Raw genomic sequence first — 14,809 nt, 5'->3', positions numbered from 1 at the left:
ATCGCTGCAACTCCCTACGCATGCTTGCCATTCAAGTGCATACGGAGCTGAAAGACATGAGCCTGATCCAAGAAAAATTTACCTCCCTGTTCTCCAACTTCAACGTCACCACTGCGCCACGTCCCGATGGCGGGATTCTGCTGACGCTGAAGAGTGCCGACGGCAAAGTGTTCAAACGTGCGCTGACCTATCAGCAACTGCATGCCGGCGATCAACTGTCGTGGGCGATCAGCGCAATCCGTCGTGATCTGGCGGAACAAGCCAGCGAGCTGCCGCAGATCGGCATGCTGCAAAGCCAGCAGCGTTTTGCCCTGCCGACCTATCACTCGATGTAATTCGAACACCGTCTAAACAGACAGGCCGTGGAGCTTTCGCTTCACGGCCTGTTTTTTTGCGCGGCGATTGTGTGTAATCAGAACGCTTCCGGTTCGATCCCGGTGAAGCTGTCGACGGTCACGTGGCCTTCCAGCTCCCCGCCCTCACGGGCCAGCCCGCAGGTTTGCAGGCCGGCGACCTGGGCGGCGTCGAGTTCCTGAACGATGTCGGAAAGGAACAGGATTTCCTGTGGCTCGACCCCGATGGCCTGCTGAATATTGCTGTACGACTGCGCTTCGCGCTTCGGGCCCGACGTGGTGTCGAAGTAGCCGCTGAACAACGGTGTCAGATCTCCCGCCTCCGAGCAGCCGAAGATCAGCTTCTGCGCCTGGATCGAACCGGACGAGTAAACGAACAGTTGATAACCGGCCTGATGCCAGCGCTGGAGCGCTTCGACAGCGTCCGGGTAAACATGGCCTTTCAACTGCCCGGCCTGATAACCCTGTTCCCAGACCATGCCCTGCAACGCTTTCAGCGGCGTGGCCTTGCGGTCTTCGGCGATCCAGGCCAGCAGAATTTCCACGACCCGCTCGACGTCAGCCTGCGGTTCGTTGCTGTCGCGGCGCACGGCGTCCAGTTGCTCGGCAACGTCGGCGCGCTGAGCGTTCTGGCGAACAAAATCCGGCAGGTGTTTGGCGGCGTACGGAAACAGCACGTCGAACACAAAACTCACCGCGCTGGTGGTGCCTTCGATGTCGGTGAGAATGACCTTGATCGACATCGGCTCAGTCCTCCAGACGCGGGAAACGGCCGGCGATGTCTTCGCCGGTGAAGTTGGCGACCCAGCCTTCAGGGTTGTTGAACAGGCGGATCGCCACGAAATGCGGGTTCTCGCCCATGTCGAACCAGTGCTTGGTGCCGGCCGGCACCGAAATCAGGTCGTTCTTTTCGCACAGCACGGCGTAGACGTAATCGTCGATGTGCAGGGTAAACAGGCCACGACCGGCGACGAAGAAACGCACTTCGTCTTCACCATGGCGATGTTCTTCGAGGAACTTGGCGCGAAATTCGGCTTTTTGCGGGTGGTCGCTGTTGAGGCTGATCACATCGACAGTGATGTAGCCGCGTTCGGTCATCAGTTTGTCGATCTGCTCTTTATAGGCACCGATCACTTCTTCCTGGCTGGCGCCGGGCTGGATCTTCGCGGCGGCTTGCCAGCGGTCGAAGCGCACACCCTGCTCGGCCAGGGTCGAGGCGATGTCTTCGAAATGGGTCAGCACCTTGTTCGGAATCTCGGGGCTGGAAACGTGATAGACGGACAGGCTGCTCATGGGGCATTCCTCGGTATCGGCCTTGCCGTCCGGTTCTTCGAGACCGGTCGGGCACTGCATTCATCAGGCAAATGGGCTGGTTCTGGTGAAGTCAGCCTTGGCGGTTCATGACGCTGCGGGTCTTCAACTCGCATTCAAACAAAAATTCAAAGGCCTCGATCTGGCGCAACGCGTCGCTCATCTGCGCGCCCCAGGTGTAGAGGCCGTGGCCGCGAATCAGATAACCGACGCAATCGGGATGGGCGTCGAGCCAAGGCTGCACCTTGGCGGCGAGGCGCGCAATGTCCTGATCGTTGTCGAAGATCGGCACCCGAACCCGGGATTCGTGGGTCGAAATGCCGCTGAAGGCTTTTTGCAGTTCGTAGTCTTCGAACTCGATGAAATCTTGCGGCGTCAGGCGCGACAGCACCGTGGCATTCACCGAGTGGGTGTGCAACACCGCGCCGATCTCCGGACGCCAGCTGTAGAGCTGGGTGTGCAGCAGGGTTTCGGCGGACGGCTTTTTGCCGGGTTCCAGGCTGTTGCCGGACAGGTCGGTGGCGAGCACGTCGTCCAGGCCCAACTGGCCCTTGTGCTTGCCGGACACGGTCAGCAGCGCTTCGCTCGGCGACAGGCGCGTCGAGTAATTGCTGCTGGTGGCCGGCGACCAGCCGCGACCATAAAGAAAACGCCCGGCGTCGACAATTTGCTGGGCAAGCTGTTCACGGGTAAGGCTCATGGCCTGTCCTCTTGCATTCGAATGGCAATGATAACGGCAGCGGCGAGCGCTGCGAGACTGGCAATACTAAAGGTCAATGTCGCGCCGAGGGCATTCCAGCTGTAACCGGAATACAACGCGCCGAGCGCACCGCCGGTACCGGCCAGCGCGGCATACAACGCCTGGCCCTGCCCTTGCTGGCGCGCGCCGAAGCTACGTTGCACGAACGCGATGGCAGCCGCATGAAAGCTGCCGAACGTCGCCGCATGCAGCACCTGGGCAAACAGCAAGACCCACAGGAACTCGGCGAACGAACCTAGCAGCAACCAGCGCAGCGCCGCCAGCAGAAAACTCGCCATCAGCACCCGCCGCAGGGAAAAACGCGCGAGGATCCGGCTCATGGCCATGAACATCAGCACTTCCGCCACCACGCCGACCGCCCAGAGCACGCCGATCACGCCACGGCTGTAGCCCAGTCGTTCGAGGTGCAGGGTCAAAAACGTGTAATACGGCCCGTGGCTCATCTGCATCAGCGCCACGCAACCGTAGAACGCCAGCACCCCGGGATTGCGCAACTGCTTGAGAAAGCCCTCGCCCGTCGGCCGGTTGCCCTGAGGCGGTTGCGCATTCGGCACCCACAAACTGCTGAGGACGATGCCGGCCATGATCAACACCAGCGCCGCCGGGTAGATGTCGAGGCTGAGCCATTCGAACAGGCGACCGAGGGCGACCACGGTGATGATGAAACCGATCGAGCCCCAGAGGCGGATCTGGCTGTAGCGGGAGGTCTGGCCCTGCAAATGCGCCAAGGTGATGACTTCGAACTGCGGCAGCACCGCGTGCCAGAAGAACGCGTGCAAGGCCATGACCATCGCCAGCCAGGCGTAGGTCTTGCTGACGAAAATCAATGAGAACGTCAGCAGCGTACACACCGCGCCGAAGCGCACGATGGCCAGGCGTCTGCCGGTGTAATCGCCGAGCCAGCCCCAGATGTTCGGCGCCACGCAGCGCATCAGCATCGGGATCGCCACCAGCTCGCCGATGCGCGCCGCACTGAATCCGAGGTGATCGAAGTACAGCGCCAGAAACGGCGCCGTCGAACCGAGCAAGGCGAAATAGAACAGATAGAAACTGGACAGCCGCCAGTACGGGAGCGCCGCCACGGTCAGACCGCGGCGGCTTTGAGATCACCCATCAAAGCTGACCCAGCACCGGAGTGCTCACGCGCACATCGGCGTTCTGGCCACGGTGACGCAGCAGGTGATCCATCAGCACGATGGCCATCATCGCCTCGGCAATTGGCGTGGCGCGGATGCCGACGCACGGATCGTGGCGGCCCTTGGTGATCACTTCGACCGGGTTGCCGTCGATGTCGATCGAACGGCCCGGGGTGGTGATGCTCGAGGTCGGTTTCAACGCCAGGTGCGCGACGATCGGCTGACCCGAGGAGATCCCGCCGAGAATGCCGCCGGCGTTATTGCTGAGGAAGCCTTCCGGGGTCAGCTCGTCACGGTGTTCGGTGCCGCGCTGGGCAACGCAGGCGAAACCGGCGCCGATTTCCACGCCTTTGACCGCGTTGATGCTCATCAGCGCGTGGGCCAGTTCGGCGTCGAGACGGTCGAAGATCGGCTCGCCCAGGCCCGGCATCACGCCTTCGGCAACCACGGTGATTTTCGCCCCGACGGAGTCCTGATCGCGACGCAACTGGTCCATGTAGGCTTCCAGCTCCGGCACTTTGTCCGGGTCCGGGCTGAAGAAGGCGTTCTGCTCGACCGACTCCCAGGTCTTGAACGGGATTTCGATCGGGCCGAGCTGGCTCATGTAGCCGCGAATGACGATGCCCTGGCTGGCCAGGTATTTCTTGGCGATGGCGCCGGCCGCGACGCGCATGGCGGTTTCCCGCGCGGAGCTGCGACCGCCGCCGCGATAATCGCGCTCGCCGTATTTGTGGTGGTAGGTGTAGTCGGCGTGGGCCGGGCGGAACAGGTCCTTGATCGCCGAGTAGTCCTTGGACTTCTGGTCGGTATTGCGGATCAGCAGGCCGATGGAGCAGCCGGTGGTGCGGCCCTCGAACACGCCGGAGAGAATTTCGACTTCGTCGGCTTCCTGGCGCTGGGTGGTGTGGCGGCTGGTGCCCGGCTTGCGACGGTCGAGATCGCGTTGCAGGTCCTCAAGGGAAATCTCCAGGCCCGGCGGGCAGCCGTCGACAATGGCGACCAACGCCGGACCATGGCTTTCGCCCGCGGTGGTGACAGTGAACAGCTTGCCGTAGGTATTGCCGGACATGCAGGACGCTCCGTGAAATCGAACCCAAATTCGTGATGCGCGCCAGTATACGCAGGCTAACCGAGTAGTTCATCCTCGAACCTTAGCGGTGTGGGTGAGTCCAACCGGCACCTTGGCAAATGATGGCGTGATGATGCTGCGAGTTTTGATCTTGAGCCTTTCCCTGTTTACCGGCTTTGTTCAGGCGACTGTCCTGCAACGACCGGTCACGTTGACTACCGACAACGGCGAACTTTTCGGCTCGCTGTTGCTGCCGAAATCCGACAACCCCGTGCCGGTTGTCCTGATCCTTTCCGGCTCGGGTCCTACCGATCGTGACGGAAACAACCCCGATGGCGGACGCAATGACAGCCTCAAGCGACTGGCCTGGGTGCTGGCCAAACACAATGTAGCCAGCGTGCGTTTCGACAAGCGCGGCGTGGCCGCCAGCCTGGCGGCAACCCCGGACGAGCGAAACCTGTCGGTGGAAGCCTACGTGGCGGACGCCGTGGCCTGGGGTCAGAAGCTGAAAGCCGATCCGCGCTTCGGCCCGTTGATCCTGCTCGGCCACAGCGAAGGCGCGCTGATTGCCAGCCTGGCGGCGCCAAAGGTCGACGCGGCGGCGGTCATCTCGCTCTCCGGCACAGCCCGACCGATCGATCAGGTGCTGCGTCGGCAACTGGCCCGCAGCCTCCCTCCTCCGCTGATGCTGCGCAGCAACGAACTGCTCGACAGCCTCAAGGCCGGGCATACCGACGACAATGTGCCGGCGCCGTTGCAGGTGATTTTCCGTCCGAGTGTGCAGCCGTACCTGATTTCGCTGTTCCGTCAGGATCCGGCAGCGGCCTTCGCCCAGCTGAAAATGCCGGCGCTGATTGTGCAAGGCAGCAACGACATTCAGGTCCAGGTCGATGATGCGAAATTGCTCAAGGCCGCCAAACCGGACGCGCAACTGGCGCTGATCGAAGGCATGAACCACGTGTTGCGCATCGTGCCCAATGACGTGAAGCGGCAACTGGCCTCCTACAAGGACCCGAATTTGCCCCTGGCGGCTGAACTGGGGACACGCGTCCTTGAATTTATTGACGGACTTCGCACCCGTTGAGCTCTTTTACCCTCCAGTCTTGAAAAAAACGGCCGATAAGCCTTTGTCGCCAGCGTACTGGCTGGCGGCAAGCAGCTTGGACAGGATCTCGCCGTTATGACTGATACCCAGACTTCACCCGACACCACCGCTGAAAAAGACGCACCGCCAGCGGTCGAGCTGCCATGGGCGGATGTCCACGTCGAGCACCACAAGATGCTCCGCCTGGCGCCGTTGCAGACCGACCGCAACACCGGCGGGCGGCCGCTGCGCTTCGTTGAATTCGGTTACGCAGAACGCAACGGCAAAGAACACAGCCTGATGCGCATGGCGATCAAGTTGCCCGCTCAGCGCGTGCGTAAAGAACAGAATCACCTGGACGTGTGGGTCGATCACACGACCAAACGCGTGCATTTCGGCCCGGACAGCGGTTTGCAGATCGAACCGATGAACCGTGGCATCGGCCGTTTCATGGCTGCCCAAGGCATCAACTGGGCGAAAAAGCGCTGGCCCACCTACACCGTCGACGGCATGGACTTGAACAACAAGGACGCGCTGAACGAAGACACTCGCCTGCGCCGCGATCACTTTCTGCGGGTGCACGGCTTTGATGTGGTTTACGCCGACGCCCAGCATTTGAAGGGCAGCGTCAAGGAAGTGCAGGTCGGCGACTTGCTGGGCGACTGGAACAGCGAAAAGCTGCAGATCGTCGAGATTCTCGAAGCTGCGCAGATGTTGCAACAGGCCGAGCAGAATCTGGCCGAGCAGGAAGTGAAGCTGAAGAAGCAGGAAGACAAGGTCAGCAAGTTCAAACGTGAAGATGCCGGGTTGCGTTTCACCATTACTTGCTTGGTGGCGTTTGCGGTGTTTCAGGCCGGGTTGCTGATCTGGATTGCGACGCACCGGTAAAAACTTCAGACCGAGGCGCCCCCATCGCGGGCAAGCCACGCTCCCACAGGTTTTGTGTCGTATCCGGACGTTGCGGCACACACGGAAACTGTGGGAGCGGGCTTGCCCGCGAAGCTTTTAAGGGTCAGACGCGGGAAGCGAACAGTGCCTGATGGGCGCGGCACTGTTCGGCGGTCAGCATGAACACGCCATGCCCGCCGCGTTCGAATTCCAGCCAGGCAAAATCGACTTCCGGGTACAGCGCCTCGACGTGTACCAGGCTGTTGCCCACCTCGACAATCAGCAAACCCTTCTCGGTCAGATGATCCGCCGCTTCGGCGAGCATCCGGCGTACCAGATTCAAACCGTCGTCGCCGCAGGCCAGGCCCAGTTCCGGCTCGTGCTGGTATTCGTCCGGCATGTCGGCGAAATCTTCCGCATCGACGTAGGGCGGGTTCGACACGATCAGGTCGAAACGTTGACCCGGCAGACCATCAAAACCATCGCCCTGCACAGTGAACACACGCTCATCGACGCCATGACGCTCGATGTTCTGGTTCGCCACTTCCAGCGCTTCGAACGACAGATCCGCCAGCACCACTTCGGCGTTCTGGAACTCGTAGGCGCACGCGATGCCGATGCAGCCGGAGCCGGTGCACAGGTCGAGAATCCGCGCAGGTTCGTCGCCGATCCATGGGGCAAAACGGTTTTCGATCAACTCGCCAATCGGCGAACGCGGGATCAGCACGCGCTCATCGACGATGAACGACATGCCGCAGAACCAGGCTTCGCCCAGCAGGTAAGCGGTTGGAATGCGTTCTTCGATGCGACGCTTGAGCAGGCGTTGAAGGTTGACCAGTTCGTCGTCTTCCAGCGCGCAATCCAGATAGCTGTCGGCGATTTCCCATGGCAGGTGCAAGGCACCGAGCACTAGCTGCCGGGCTTCGTCCCAGGCATTGTCGGTGCCGTGGCCGAAAAACAGATCCTCCCCATGGAAGCGGCTGACGGCCCAACGGATGTGGTCGCGCAGGGTACGAAGTCGGGAAGTGATCACGGGGCAGAACTCCAGAAAAACGACTGGCGATTCTAGCAGCCAAAACGCGCCGCGACGACGCAGGAAAGATTCCGGGGCGACGGTAGGACTCTTCCGATTTTCCACTCGGCTATTGAACAGATCGTGTAACTTGACAAGGCTGCAGGCCAGCAACGACGGTGCCTACGATGGTAGCGATTCACAGAACCGCTCAGCCAGAGGACAATGTCGCAAAAGCCCCACCCGAAGGAGCCCCAGAATGTCCGTTCCAAAAACGATGTTTCAACTCAGCGGTCGCGGTTACGCAGCGGCCACGTTGAGCCATGCCACCGTGGTCATCATCGATGCCCAGAAAGAGTACCTCAGCGGCCCGCTGGCCCTGAGCGGCATGGACGCGGCTGTCGCGAACATCAAACAACTGGTTGCCGCCGCCCGCGCAGCCGGCCGGCCGATCGTGCATGTGCGCCACCTCGGCACCGTCGGCGGTCTGTTCGACCCGCAGGGCGAACGCGGCGAGTTCATCCCCGGCCTGGAACCCCAGGGCGATGAAACCATCATCGGCAAACTGCTGCCGAGCGCCTTTCACGGCACCGAACTCTACGATCGTCTGCAAACCATCGGCTCGCTGGACCTGATCGTCTGCGGCTTCATGAGCCACTCCAGCGTCAGCACCACCGTGCGCGCGGCGAAGAACCTGGGTTTCCGCTGCACCCTCGTCGAAGACGCCTGCGCCACCCGCGATCTGCCGTTCAAGGGCCGGGTGCTCAGCGCCGAACAGGTGCAGGAAGCGGAAATGGCGATCATGGCCGACAACTTCGCCACCCTCGCGCTGACCCAGGATCTGATCTGATCGACCGTAAATGAGCGGCTCAGCCCGCCGCTCATCTGCAAAAACCTCGCATTTGCTTCAATTACCCTAGCCTCAGGAACAACCCGGTCAACTCCCGGTCGAAGGGCCGATACCCATTGAGGAAGGTCGGAATGAAGTTATCCGATGGATTTGACGCACGCCGCTTGCGGCCCAAAGGCCAAAGCAACTGGCGATTTCGATTCGGCGCGGCGATCGCGGCCATTCTGGCCACGTTCGGCGTGCTGCTGGCGATGGCCGGGGCCGCCAGCCTGCTGGGGCGCCCACCGGCGCTCGGCGATCTGAACGCAACACCGCTCGGCTCGGCGATCATTCTGGCGGTCGGCCTGCTGTTCCTGTATTTCGGCGTGGCCCTGTGGCGCCGTTGCCGGCGTCGCGCACGGCAATCGCGGGAGCTGAACATGTCCCCGCACCTGATGAAAAAACACGATTGATCGACGGCCTGGCTTTTTGCCGGGCCGTTTTGTGTCTGTTTGGGTAAACTGGCCGCCCTTCGCGGAGGCTGACATGCAAGACGACGATTTTTCCCTGTTCAAAAGTGCGATCCAAGGCGTCAAGCCGATCAAGCACGACCGCGCCGACACCGGCAAACCCAAGGCTGACCGCGCACAAATTGCCAAGCTGCGCCAATCCGCCACCGTGCGCACCGACACCACTACCGTTGACGGCCTGTCCGATCAGTTCGTGATCGACGTCGGTCCCGAAGACGAGCTGATGTGGGCCCGCGACGGGGTGCAGGAAAGCCAGATGCGCAAGCTCAAGATCGGGCAGATTCCGTTCGAAGGCAGCCTCGACCTGCATGGCATGAGCGTAGAAAAAGCCCGCGAAACCCTTTGGGCCTTTCTGGCCGAAGCCACCAAATTCGAAATCCGCTGCGTGCGCGTCACCCACGGCAAGGCCGTGCGTCTGGACGGCAAGCGGCCGATGATCAAAAGCCACGTCAACACCTGGCTGCGCCAGCATGCGCAAGTACTCGGCTTCTGCTCGTGCCAGGCGAAACATGGCGGCGCCGGCGCCGTGTATGTGATGCTCAAACGCACCATGATGGAAGGCCGCGACGAATAATCCCGTCACACCGAACTTGCAGGGTCGTGTCCGCCACCGTACCCTTGCCCTTTGCGAAAATCCCCACAGGTAGTTTCATGTCCCTGGAACAGAATTACACCGCGATTCTCGGCCAACTGGGCGAGGACGTCTCCCGCGAGGGCCTGCTCGACACGCCAAAGCGTGCCGCCAAAGCCATGCAGTACCTCTGCCGCGGTTATGAACAGACGCTCGAAGAGGTCACCAACGGTGCCCTGTTCAGCTCCGACAACAGCGAAATGGTGCTGGTCAAGGACATCGAGCTCTACTCGTTGTGCGAACACCACCTGCTGCCGTTCATCGGCAAGGCCCACGTCGCGTATATACCGAGCGGCAAAGTGCTGGGCCTGTCGAAGGTCGCGCGGATCGTCGACATGTACGCCCGCCGCCTGCAGATTCAGGAAAACCTCAGCCGCCAGATCGCCGATGCGGTCCAGCAGGTCACCGGCGCGCTGGGCGTGGCCGTGGTGATCGAGGCCAAGCACATGTGCATGATGATGCGCGGTGTGGAGAAACAGAATTCCTCGATGATCACCTCGGTGATGCTCGGTGAGTTCCGTGAAAACGCGGCGACCCGCAGCGAGTTTCTCAGCCTGATCAAGTAACTCGTGACACAAAAAAAACCGGCGTTGATCGCCGGTTTTTTTTCGTCCTTGAAAAATCGGGTAAGCTGCGCGCCTTCTTCAATGTCCCTGTGAGGCTTGTAACGTGTTCGTCAAAGCGCTTCGTGTCGGCCTCGGCCAACTGATCATCTTCGTTGATTTCCTGACCCGCCCGGGCAAGAAACAGCGCCCCGCCGCTGCCCAGGCTCAGGTTGACGCCGCCGCGAAAGACCTGACCCTGTATCAGTTCCACGCCTGCCCGTTCTGCGTGAAGACCCGCCGCAGCCTGCGCCGCCTGAACGTTCCGGTGGCCCTGAAGGATGCGAAGAACAACGAGCAGGATCGTCAGACCCTGCTGGAACAGGGCGGCAAGATCAAAGTGCCGTGCCTGCGCATCGAAGAGAACGGCCAGACCACCTGGATGTATGAGTCCAACACGATCATCGAATATCTGAACAAGCGGTTCGCCGCAGTCTGAATCAAAAAAACCGGCCTGATGGCCGTTTTTTTTATGCCGCCTGCGCGGCCTGTGCCTGGCGCACCACCGCCGCCAGCCGCTTGAGCCCTTCGTCCAGTCGGGTCGGGTCGATGTGACTGAAGTTCAGGCGCAGATGACCGGGATTGCGATCCGGTTCGGGGAAGAACGGTTCGCCCGGCATGAACGCCACATCGTTGGCCAGCGCGGTGTTCAGCAACGTGCGGGTGTCCAGCGGTTGCTTCAGGGTCAGCCAGAAAAACAGCCCGCCCTGCGGCGTGTTCCAGTCCGCCAGATCGCCGAAGTGAGTTTCCAGCGCTGCTTGAAAGGCATCGCGGCGCTGACGGTAGAAGCCACGCAGTTCACTCAAGTGCTGCTGATATTTCTCACTGCCGATCCACTGCAATGCCTGCCACTGACCGATGCGGTTGGTGTGCAGGTCCGCCGACTGCTTGAGTTTGAGCAGGTGCGGAAACAGATCCGGGCTGGCAATCAGGTAACCGACGCGCAGGCCCGGCAGCAGGGTTTTCGACACGGTGCCGGTGTAGATCCAGCTGGATTTTTTCAGGCGTCCGGCAATCGGTTGGGCACTGCCGCCGTCGAAGGTCAGTTCGCGATAGGGTTCGTCTTCGATCAGGGTCACGCCGAATTCGTCGAGCAGTGCCGCAACGGCTTCGCGCTTGGTTTCGCTGTAGCGCACGGCGGACGGGTTCTGGAAGGTCGGAATCAAATAGATGAACGCCGGGCGGTGCTGTTCCAGACGCTGACGCAACTGGGCGAGGTTCGGGCCGTCAGCCTCCAGCGGCACGGTCAGGCAATCGGCGCCGAACAGTTGGAAAATCTGCAAGGCCGCCAGATAGGTCGGCGCTTCAAGCAGGATTTCGGTGCCCTTGTCGATGTACAGCTTGGCCGCCAGGTCGAGGGTTTGCTGGGAGCCACTGACCACCAGCACCTGACTCGCCTCACACGGCAAACCCAGCGCCCTCGCCTCTGCTGCCAGCGCTTCGCGCAGTGCTGGCTCGCCTTCACTCATGCCGTACTGGCCGAGAGACAGCGGCATCTCAGCCCATTCAACTTTCGGCAGCATCGCTTCGGCCGGCAAACCACCGGCGAATGACATGACCTCCGGGCGCTGGGCCGCGGCAAGGATTTCACGGATCAGAGAACTTTTGAGGCGCGAGACACGTTCGGAAAAAGCCATGGAAGTCACCGCTAGCGAGGCATGGGGAAAATGAGTCAAACTTGTTGACTGAAATTACGACACCCTCTCTGGAAACGTCAATATGTTTGACCTTAAAAACTGCGCCAGCCAGCAACAAGCCATGGAAGCGTTTTTCTTCGGTTACCAGGCGTTCACCGCCAAGGCCGATGAAATGCTCGAGCGTCGCGGCTTGTCCCGCGTGCATCAACGCATCGTGTTTTTCATCGCTCGCTACCCGAACTTGAGCGTCAAGGAATTGCTCGCGCTGCTCGGCGTCAGCAAGCAAGCGTTGAACATGCCGTTGCGGCAATTGCAGGAAATGCATCTGGTGGACAGCGTGGCGTCCGAGACTGACAAGCGCAAACGCCTGCTGGAGCTGACCGCTGAAGGCGCGAAACTTGAACAGGCGCTGCGCCGCGAACAGGTGAAATTGCTCGAGCGTGTCTTTGCTGAAGCCGGCGAGACGGCGGTCAACGGCTGGCTGGCGGTGAATCTTGCACTGGGAACACATCGTCCGTACGAGTGATATAGCTTGATCGCCAGTATTTTCGTCTACAAAACCAAAAACAATATTTGCTTTATTTGTACACAAAAGCATAATCCACAGCGTGCGAGTTCCTGACCGCATGGTCAACAAATTCGCGTATGCCTCAAAGGGCCGCTGCCACCCCTCATGGGTCCGGCCCTGAAATAACAATAAAACTCTTGAGGAGTACTCGCTGTGGAAAGCCGCAAATCCGAAGCATCGACGCTGGAACTCTCGCCGCCGTTACGCAATGGCCTGCTTGAGCGCATCTTTAAACTCAGCTTGCATGGCACCACGGTGAAGACCGAGCTGATTGCCGGTCTGACAACCTTCATCACCATGGCCTACATCATTTTCGTCAACCCGAACATCATGGCCGATGCCGGGATCGATCACGGTGCAGCCTTCGTCGCTACCTGTATCGCCGCCGCGCTGGGCTGCCTGCTGATGGGTCTCTACGCCAACTGGCCGGTAGGCCTGGCGCCGGGCATGGGCCTCAACGCGTTCTTCACCTACACCGTGGTCGGCACCATGGGCTACAACTGGGAAACCGCCCTTGGTGCGGTGTTCGTCTCGGGCGTGCTGTTCATGATCCTGACCTTTTCGCGGATTCGCGAATGGCTGCTCAACAGTATTCCGGTCAGCCTGCGCTATGCGATGGGCGCCGGTGTCGGTCTGTTTCTCGGGCTGATCGGCCTGAAAACCGCCGGCATCGTCGTCGATAGCCCGGCCACCCTGATCAAACTCGGCTCGCTGCGTGAACCCGGCCCGCTGCTCGCCGCCATCTGCTTCCTGATGATCGCGATCCTCAGCTACCACAAAGTGTTCGGCGCGATCCTCATCAGCATCATCACCGTGACCCTGGCCGGCTGGGGGATTGGTCTGGTGCACTACGAGGGCATCATGTCCGCCCCGCCAAGCCTGGCGCCAACCTTCATGGCCATGAACGTCGCGGGCGTGTTCAACGTCAGCATGATCAGCGTAGTGCTGGCCTTCCTGTTCGTGCATATGTTCGACACCGCCGGCACCCTGATGGGCGTCGCCCAGCGCGCCAACCTGGTGAACGCTGACGGTCGCATCGAAAACCTGTCCCGCGCCATGAAAGCCGACTCCGCCTCCAGTGTTTTCGGCGCGGTCGTCGGCGTTCCGCCGGTCACCAGCTACGTGGAAAGCGCGGCCGGTGTAGCGGCTGGTGGTCGGACTGGTCTTACCGCAGTCACCGTGGGTGTGCTATTTATAGCCGCGATGTTCTTTGCACCGCTGGCCGGTATGATTCCCGCTTACGCCACCGCCGGCGCGCTGATTTACGTAGCGATGCTGATGATGGGCGGCATGGCGCACATCGAATGGGACGAAGCGACCGACAGCATTCCGGCGATCGTCACCGCGATCATGATGCCGCTGACCTTCTCGGTCGCCGACGGTATCGCGCTGGGCTTCATTACCTATGTCGCGCTGAAGGCCGGCACCGGTAAATACAAAGAGATCTCCGTCAGCCTGTGGGTGCTCTGCGCGATCTTCATCGCCAAGTTCATCTTCCTGTAAGCGCTAAGCGGTTCAAGCTTCAAAACAGCCTCACCCCACCGGGTGGGGCTTTTGCACATTCTTGATAACGATAAAAAGGAGCAAGTGATGAGTCTGGAAACCTGGCTGCTGTTCAGCGGCGCTGCGCTGGTGGTGATCCTGATTCCGGGGCCGCTGTCGTTGCTGATGATCAGCAACAGTCTGAATTACGGTCTGCGTCGTTCGTACCCGGCGTTTCTTGGCGGCGTGTTCGCCTCGATCTGCCTGCTCAGTGCCTCGGCGCTGGGGCTGGGCGCCCTGCTGCTGGCGTCCGAAAAACTGTTCAGCGCCCTGAAGATCGTCGGCGCGATTTACCTGTTCTACCTCGCCTGGCAGAGCTGGCAGCAATCGCGCCAGCCGTCGGTGGGTGCCGAAGTGCCTCAGGCCGCACCGGTTCCGAAATTCCGCGCATTGTTCAGCCGGGCCTTCGTGCTGGGCGCGAGCAATCCTAAAGACATTTTGTTTTTCGCCGCGTTTCTGCCGCAGTTCCTCAGCGCCGAGCAACCGTTCCTGCCCCAACTGCTGGTGATGATCGCCACCTGGACGCTGCTCGATCTGCTGTGCAAATTGACCTACGGCCTCGGTGCCCACGGCGCTGCGCGTTACCTGCGCAGCGGCAAGGGCCAGAGCTGGTTCAACCGCATCAGCGCCGGATTGTTCGGCGGTGCCGGTGCTGCATCGCTGCTCAGCGGGCACTGATACTTGCAGACAATGTTCCGAGCTTTAGATAGTTCATTCTGACTGCCAGTTTCGACACTCGATTCATGCATCGAAACTGGCAGCAACTTCCGCTTCCAAAACGCAACACACCGCAACACCCCGCCGATGTACTTCGTTTGAACCCTCTTCCTAAGATGACGGCACAACGCGACCTCATC

Annotated in this window: 18 protein-coding genes; 11 read left to right on the top strand and 7 right to left on the bottom strand. The window is 60.8% G+C overall.

The annotated features are described in order from the left end of the window. Positions 1 to 56: 56 nt before the first annotated feature. A complete protein-coding gene (locus tag M5G18_RS26545) occupies positions 57 to 335 on the top strand; it encodes a DUF3509 domain-containing protein (protein WP_007959992.1) in 279 nt (92 codons plus the stop codon). Between the two features lie 77 nt (positions 336 to 412). Here the strand turns inward: M5G18_RS26545 and mtnC are convergent, their stop codons facing one another. The 5 genes from mtnC to aroC form a co-directional block, all read right to left on the bottom strand. After that, positions 413 to 1,096: an acireductone synthase gene (gene mtnC, locus M5G18_RS26540; protein WP_273900161.1), complete on the bottom strand. Its 684-nt coding sequence runs from the start codon at positions 1,094 to 1,096 to the stop codon at positions 413 to 415. Positions 1,097 to 1,100: 4 nt separating this feature from the next. Then, complete coding sequence (locus tag M5G18_RS26535; RefSeq protein WP_007959995.1) at positions 1,101 to 1,646, bottom strand: 1,2-dihydroxy-3-keto-5-methylthiopentene dioxygenase; 546 nt, start codon at positions 1,644 to 1,646, stop codon at positions 1,101 to 1,103. 91 nt (positions 1,647 to 1,737) lie between these two features. After that, positions 1,738 to 2,364, bottom strand: a complete 627-nt coding sequence (locus tag M5G18_RS26530; protein WP_007959997.1) for a methylthioribulose 1-phosphate dehydratase — start codon at positions 2,362 to 2,364, stop codon at positions 1,738 to 1,740. After that, complete coding sequence (locus M5G18_RS26525; RefSeq protein WP_273900162.1) at positions 2,361 to 3,506, bottom strand: MFS transporter; 1,146 nt, start codon at positions 3,504 to 3,506, stop codon at positions 2,361 to 2,363. Before M5G18_RS26525 ends, M5G18_RS26530 begins: the two co-directional genes overlap by 4 nt. Before the next feature lie 31 nt (positions 3,507 to 3,537). Beyond that, positions 3,538 to 4,629 carry a chorismate synthase gene (gene aroC / locus M5G18_RS26520; protein WP_102718276.1) on the bottom strand — a complete coding sequence of 364 codons (1,092 nt, stop codon included), beginning with the start codon at positions 4,627 to 4,629 and terminating at the stop codon, positions 3,538 to 3,540. 130 nt (positions 4,630 to 4,759) lie between these two features. Here aroC and M5G18_RS26515 point away from each other — a divergent pair, with 130 nt between their 5' ends. Further along, positions 4,760 to 5,713 carry an alpha/beta hydrolase gene (locus M5G18_RS26515; RefSeq protein WP_273900163.1) on the top strand — a complete coding sequence of 318 codons (954 nt, stop codon included), beginning with the start codon at positions 4,760 to 4,762 and terminating at the stop codon, positions 5,711 to 5,713. A 96-nt stretch (positions 5,714 to 5,809) separates the two neighbouring features. Continuing rightward, positions 5,810 to 6,601: a hypothetical protein gene (locus M5G18_RS26510; protein WP_007960006.1), complete on the top strand. Its 792-nt coding sequence runs from the start codon at positions 5,810 to 5,812 to the stop codon at positions 6,599 to 6,601. Positions 6,602 to 6,725: 124 nt separating this feature from the next. Here the strand turns inward: M5G18_RS26510 and prmB are convergent, their stop codons facing one another. Further along, positions 6,726 to 7,634, bottom strand: coding sequence for a 50S ribosomal protein L3 N(5)-glutamine methyltransferase (gene prmB, locus M5G18_RS26505; protein WP_273900164.1), 909 nt, complete (start codon positions 7,632 to 7,634; stop codon positions 6,726 to 6,728). Positions 7,635 to 7,872: 238 nt separating this feature from the next. On the opposite strand from prmB, the gene M5G18_RS26500 reads away from it, so the two are divergent. From M5G18_RS26500 to M5G18_RS26480, 5 genes are all read left to right on the top strand, one after another. Beyond that, the gene (locus M5G18_RS26500) at positions 7,873 to 8,463 is read left to right on the top strand and encodes a cysteine hydrolase family protein (protein WP_011333204.1); all 591 of its coding nucleotides are present in this window, start codon (positions 7,873 to 7,875) and stop codon (positions 8,461 to 8,463) included. Between the two features lie 131 nt (positions 8,464 to 8,594). Continuing rightward, positions 8,595 to 8,915 (top strand): hypothetical protein, encoded by a 321-nt coding sequence (locus tag M5G18_RS26495; protein ID WP_007960009.1) that lies wholly within the window; start codon positions 8,595 to 8,597, stop codon positions 8,913 to 8,915. A gap of 73 nt (positions 8,916 to 8,988) precedes the next feature. Then, entirely contained in the window at positions 8,989 to 9,546 is a 558-nt protein-coding gene (locus M5G18_RS26490; protein WP_273900165.1) for a Smr/MutS family protein, read from the top strand. Positions 9,547 to 9,623: 77 nt separating this feature from the next. Then, positions 9,624 to 10,169: a GTP cyclohydrolase I FolE gene (gene folE / locus M5G18_RS26485; protein WP_003204506.1), complete on the top strand. Its 546-nt coding sequence runs from the start codon at positions 9,624 to 9,626 to the stop codon at positions 10,167 to 10,169. A gap of 103 nt (positions 10,170 to 10,272) precedes the next feature. Further along, positions 10,273 to 10,644: a glutathione S-transferase N-terminal domain-containing protein gene (locus M5G18_RS26480; protein WP_007960011.1), complete on the top strand. Its 372-nt coding sequence runs from the start codon at positions 10,273 to 10,275 to the stop codon at positions 10,642 to 10,644. Between the two features lie 31 nt (positions 10,645 to 10,675). On the opposite strand, the gene M5G18_RS26475 is transcribed toward M5G18_RS26480, so the two are convergent. After that, a complete protein-coding gene (locus M5G18_RS26475) occupies positions 10,676 to 11,842 on the bottom strand; it encodes an aminotransferase-like domain-containing protein (protein WP_273900166.1) in 1,167 nt (388 codons plus the stop codon). A gap of 82 nt (positions 11,843 to 11,924) precedes the next feature. On the opposite strand from M5G18_RS26475, the gene M5G18_RS26470 reads away from it, so the two are divergent. The 3 genes from M5G18_RS26470 to M5G18_RS26460 all read left to right on the top strand — a co-directional run bounded on the left by M5G18_RS26470 (position 11,925) and on the right by M5G18_RS26460 (position 14,630). After that, on the top strand, positions 11,925 to 12,368 hold the full coding sequence (locus M5G18_RS26470) for a MarR family winged helix-turn-helix transcriptional regulator (RefSeq protein WP_273900167.1): 444 nt from the start codon (positions 11,925 to 11,927) through the stop codon (positions 12,366 to 12,368). Between the two features lie 195 nt (positions 12,369 to 12,563). Then, positions 12,564 to 13,913, top strand: coding sequence for an NCS2 family permease (locus tag M5G18_RS26465; RefSeq protein ID WP_007960018.1), 1,350 nt, complete (start codon positions 12,564 to 12,566; stop codon positions 13,911 to 13,913). A gap of 87 nt (positions 13,914 to 14,000) precedes the next feature. Further along, complete coding sequence (locus M5G18_RS26460; RefSeq protein WP_007960020.1) at positions 14,001 to 14,630, top strand: LysE family translocator; 630 nt, start codon at positions 14,001 to 14,003, stop codon at positions 14,628 to 14,630. The last annotated feature ends 179 nt before the right edge of the window (positions 14,631 to 14,809 follow it).

It is taken from the genome of Pseudomonas aphyarum, from assembly GCF_028657055.1.
In the GTDB taxonomy this organism is placed as follows: Bacteria; Pseudomonadota; Gammaproteobacteria; order Pseudomonadales; family Pseudomonadaceae; genus Aquipseudomonas; species Aquipseudomonas aphyarum.
The sequence above is the reverse complement of the archived record's forward strand: the minus strand, read 5'-3'. Positions and strand labels throughout refer to the sequence as shown.

Bases quoted from the DNA above. Each gene is read 5' to 3' on its own strand.
- M5G18_RS26510 (WP_007960006.1), top strand. From the start codon at position 5,810: ATGACTGATACCCAGACTTCACCCGACACCACCGCTGAAAAAGACGCA.
- M5G18_RS26475 (WP_273900166.1), bottom strand. From the start codon at position 11,842: ATGGCTTTTTCCGAACGTGTCTCGCGCCTCAAAAGTTCTCTGATCCGT.
- folE (WP_003204506.1), top strand. From the start codon at position 9,624: ATGTCCCTGGAACAGAATTACACCGCGATTCTCGGCCAACTGGGCGAG.
- M5G18_RS26460 (WP_007960020.1), top strand. From the start codon at position 14,001: ATGAGTCTGGAAACCTGGCTGCTGTTCAGCGGCGCTGCGCTGGTGGTG.
- M5G18_RS26530 (WP_007959997.1), bottom strand. From the start codon at position 2,364: ATGAGCCTTACCCGTGAACAGCTTGCCCAGCAAATTGTCGACGCCGGG.
- M5G18_RS26545 (WP_007959992.1), top strand. From the start codon at position 57: ATGAGCCTGATCCAAGAAAAATTTACCTCCCTGTTCTCCAACTTCAAC.
- M5G18_RS26535 (WP_007959995.1), bottom strand. From the start codon at position 1,646: ATGAGCAGCCTGTCCGTCTATCACGTTTCCAGCCCCGAGATTCCGAAC.
- M5G18_RS26515 (WP_273900163.1), top strand. From the start codon at position 4,760: ATGATGCTGCGAGTTTTGATCTTGAGCCTTTCCCTGTTTACCGGCTTT.
- aroC (WP_102718276.1), bottom strand. From the start codon at position 4,629: ATGTCCGGCAATACCTACGGCAAGCTGTTCACTGTCACCACCGCGGGC.
- M5G18_RS26470 (WP_273900167.1), top strand. From the start codon at position 11,925: ATGTTTGACCTTAAAAACTGCGCCAGCCAGCAACAAGCCATGGAAGCG.
- mtnC (WP_273900161.1), bottom strand. From the start codon at position 1,096: ATGTCGATCAAGGTCATTCTCACCGACATCGAAGGCACCACCAGCGCG.
- M5G18_RS26500 (WP_011333204.1), top strand. From the start codon at position 7,873: ATGTCCGTTCCAAAAACGATGTTTCAACTCAGCGGTCGCGGTTACGCA.
- M5G18_RS26495 (WP_007960009.1), top strand. From the start codon at position 8,595: ATGAAGTTATCCGATGGATTTGACGCACGCCGCTTGCGGCCCAAAGGC.
- M5G18_RS26490 (WP_273900165.1), top strand. From the start codon at position 8,989: ATGCAAGACGACGATTTTTCCCTGTTCAAAAGTGCGATCCAAGGCGTC.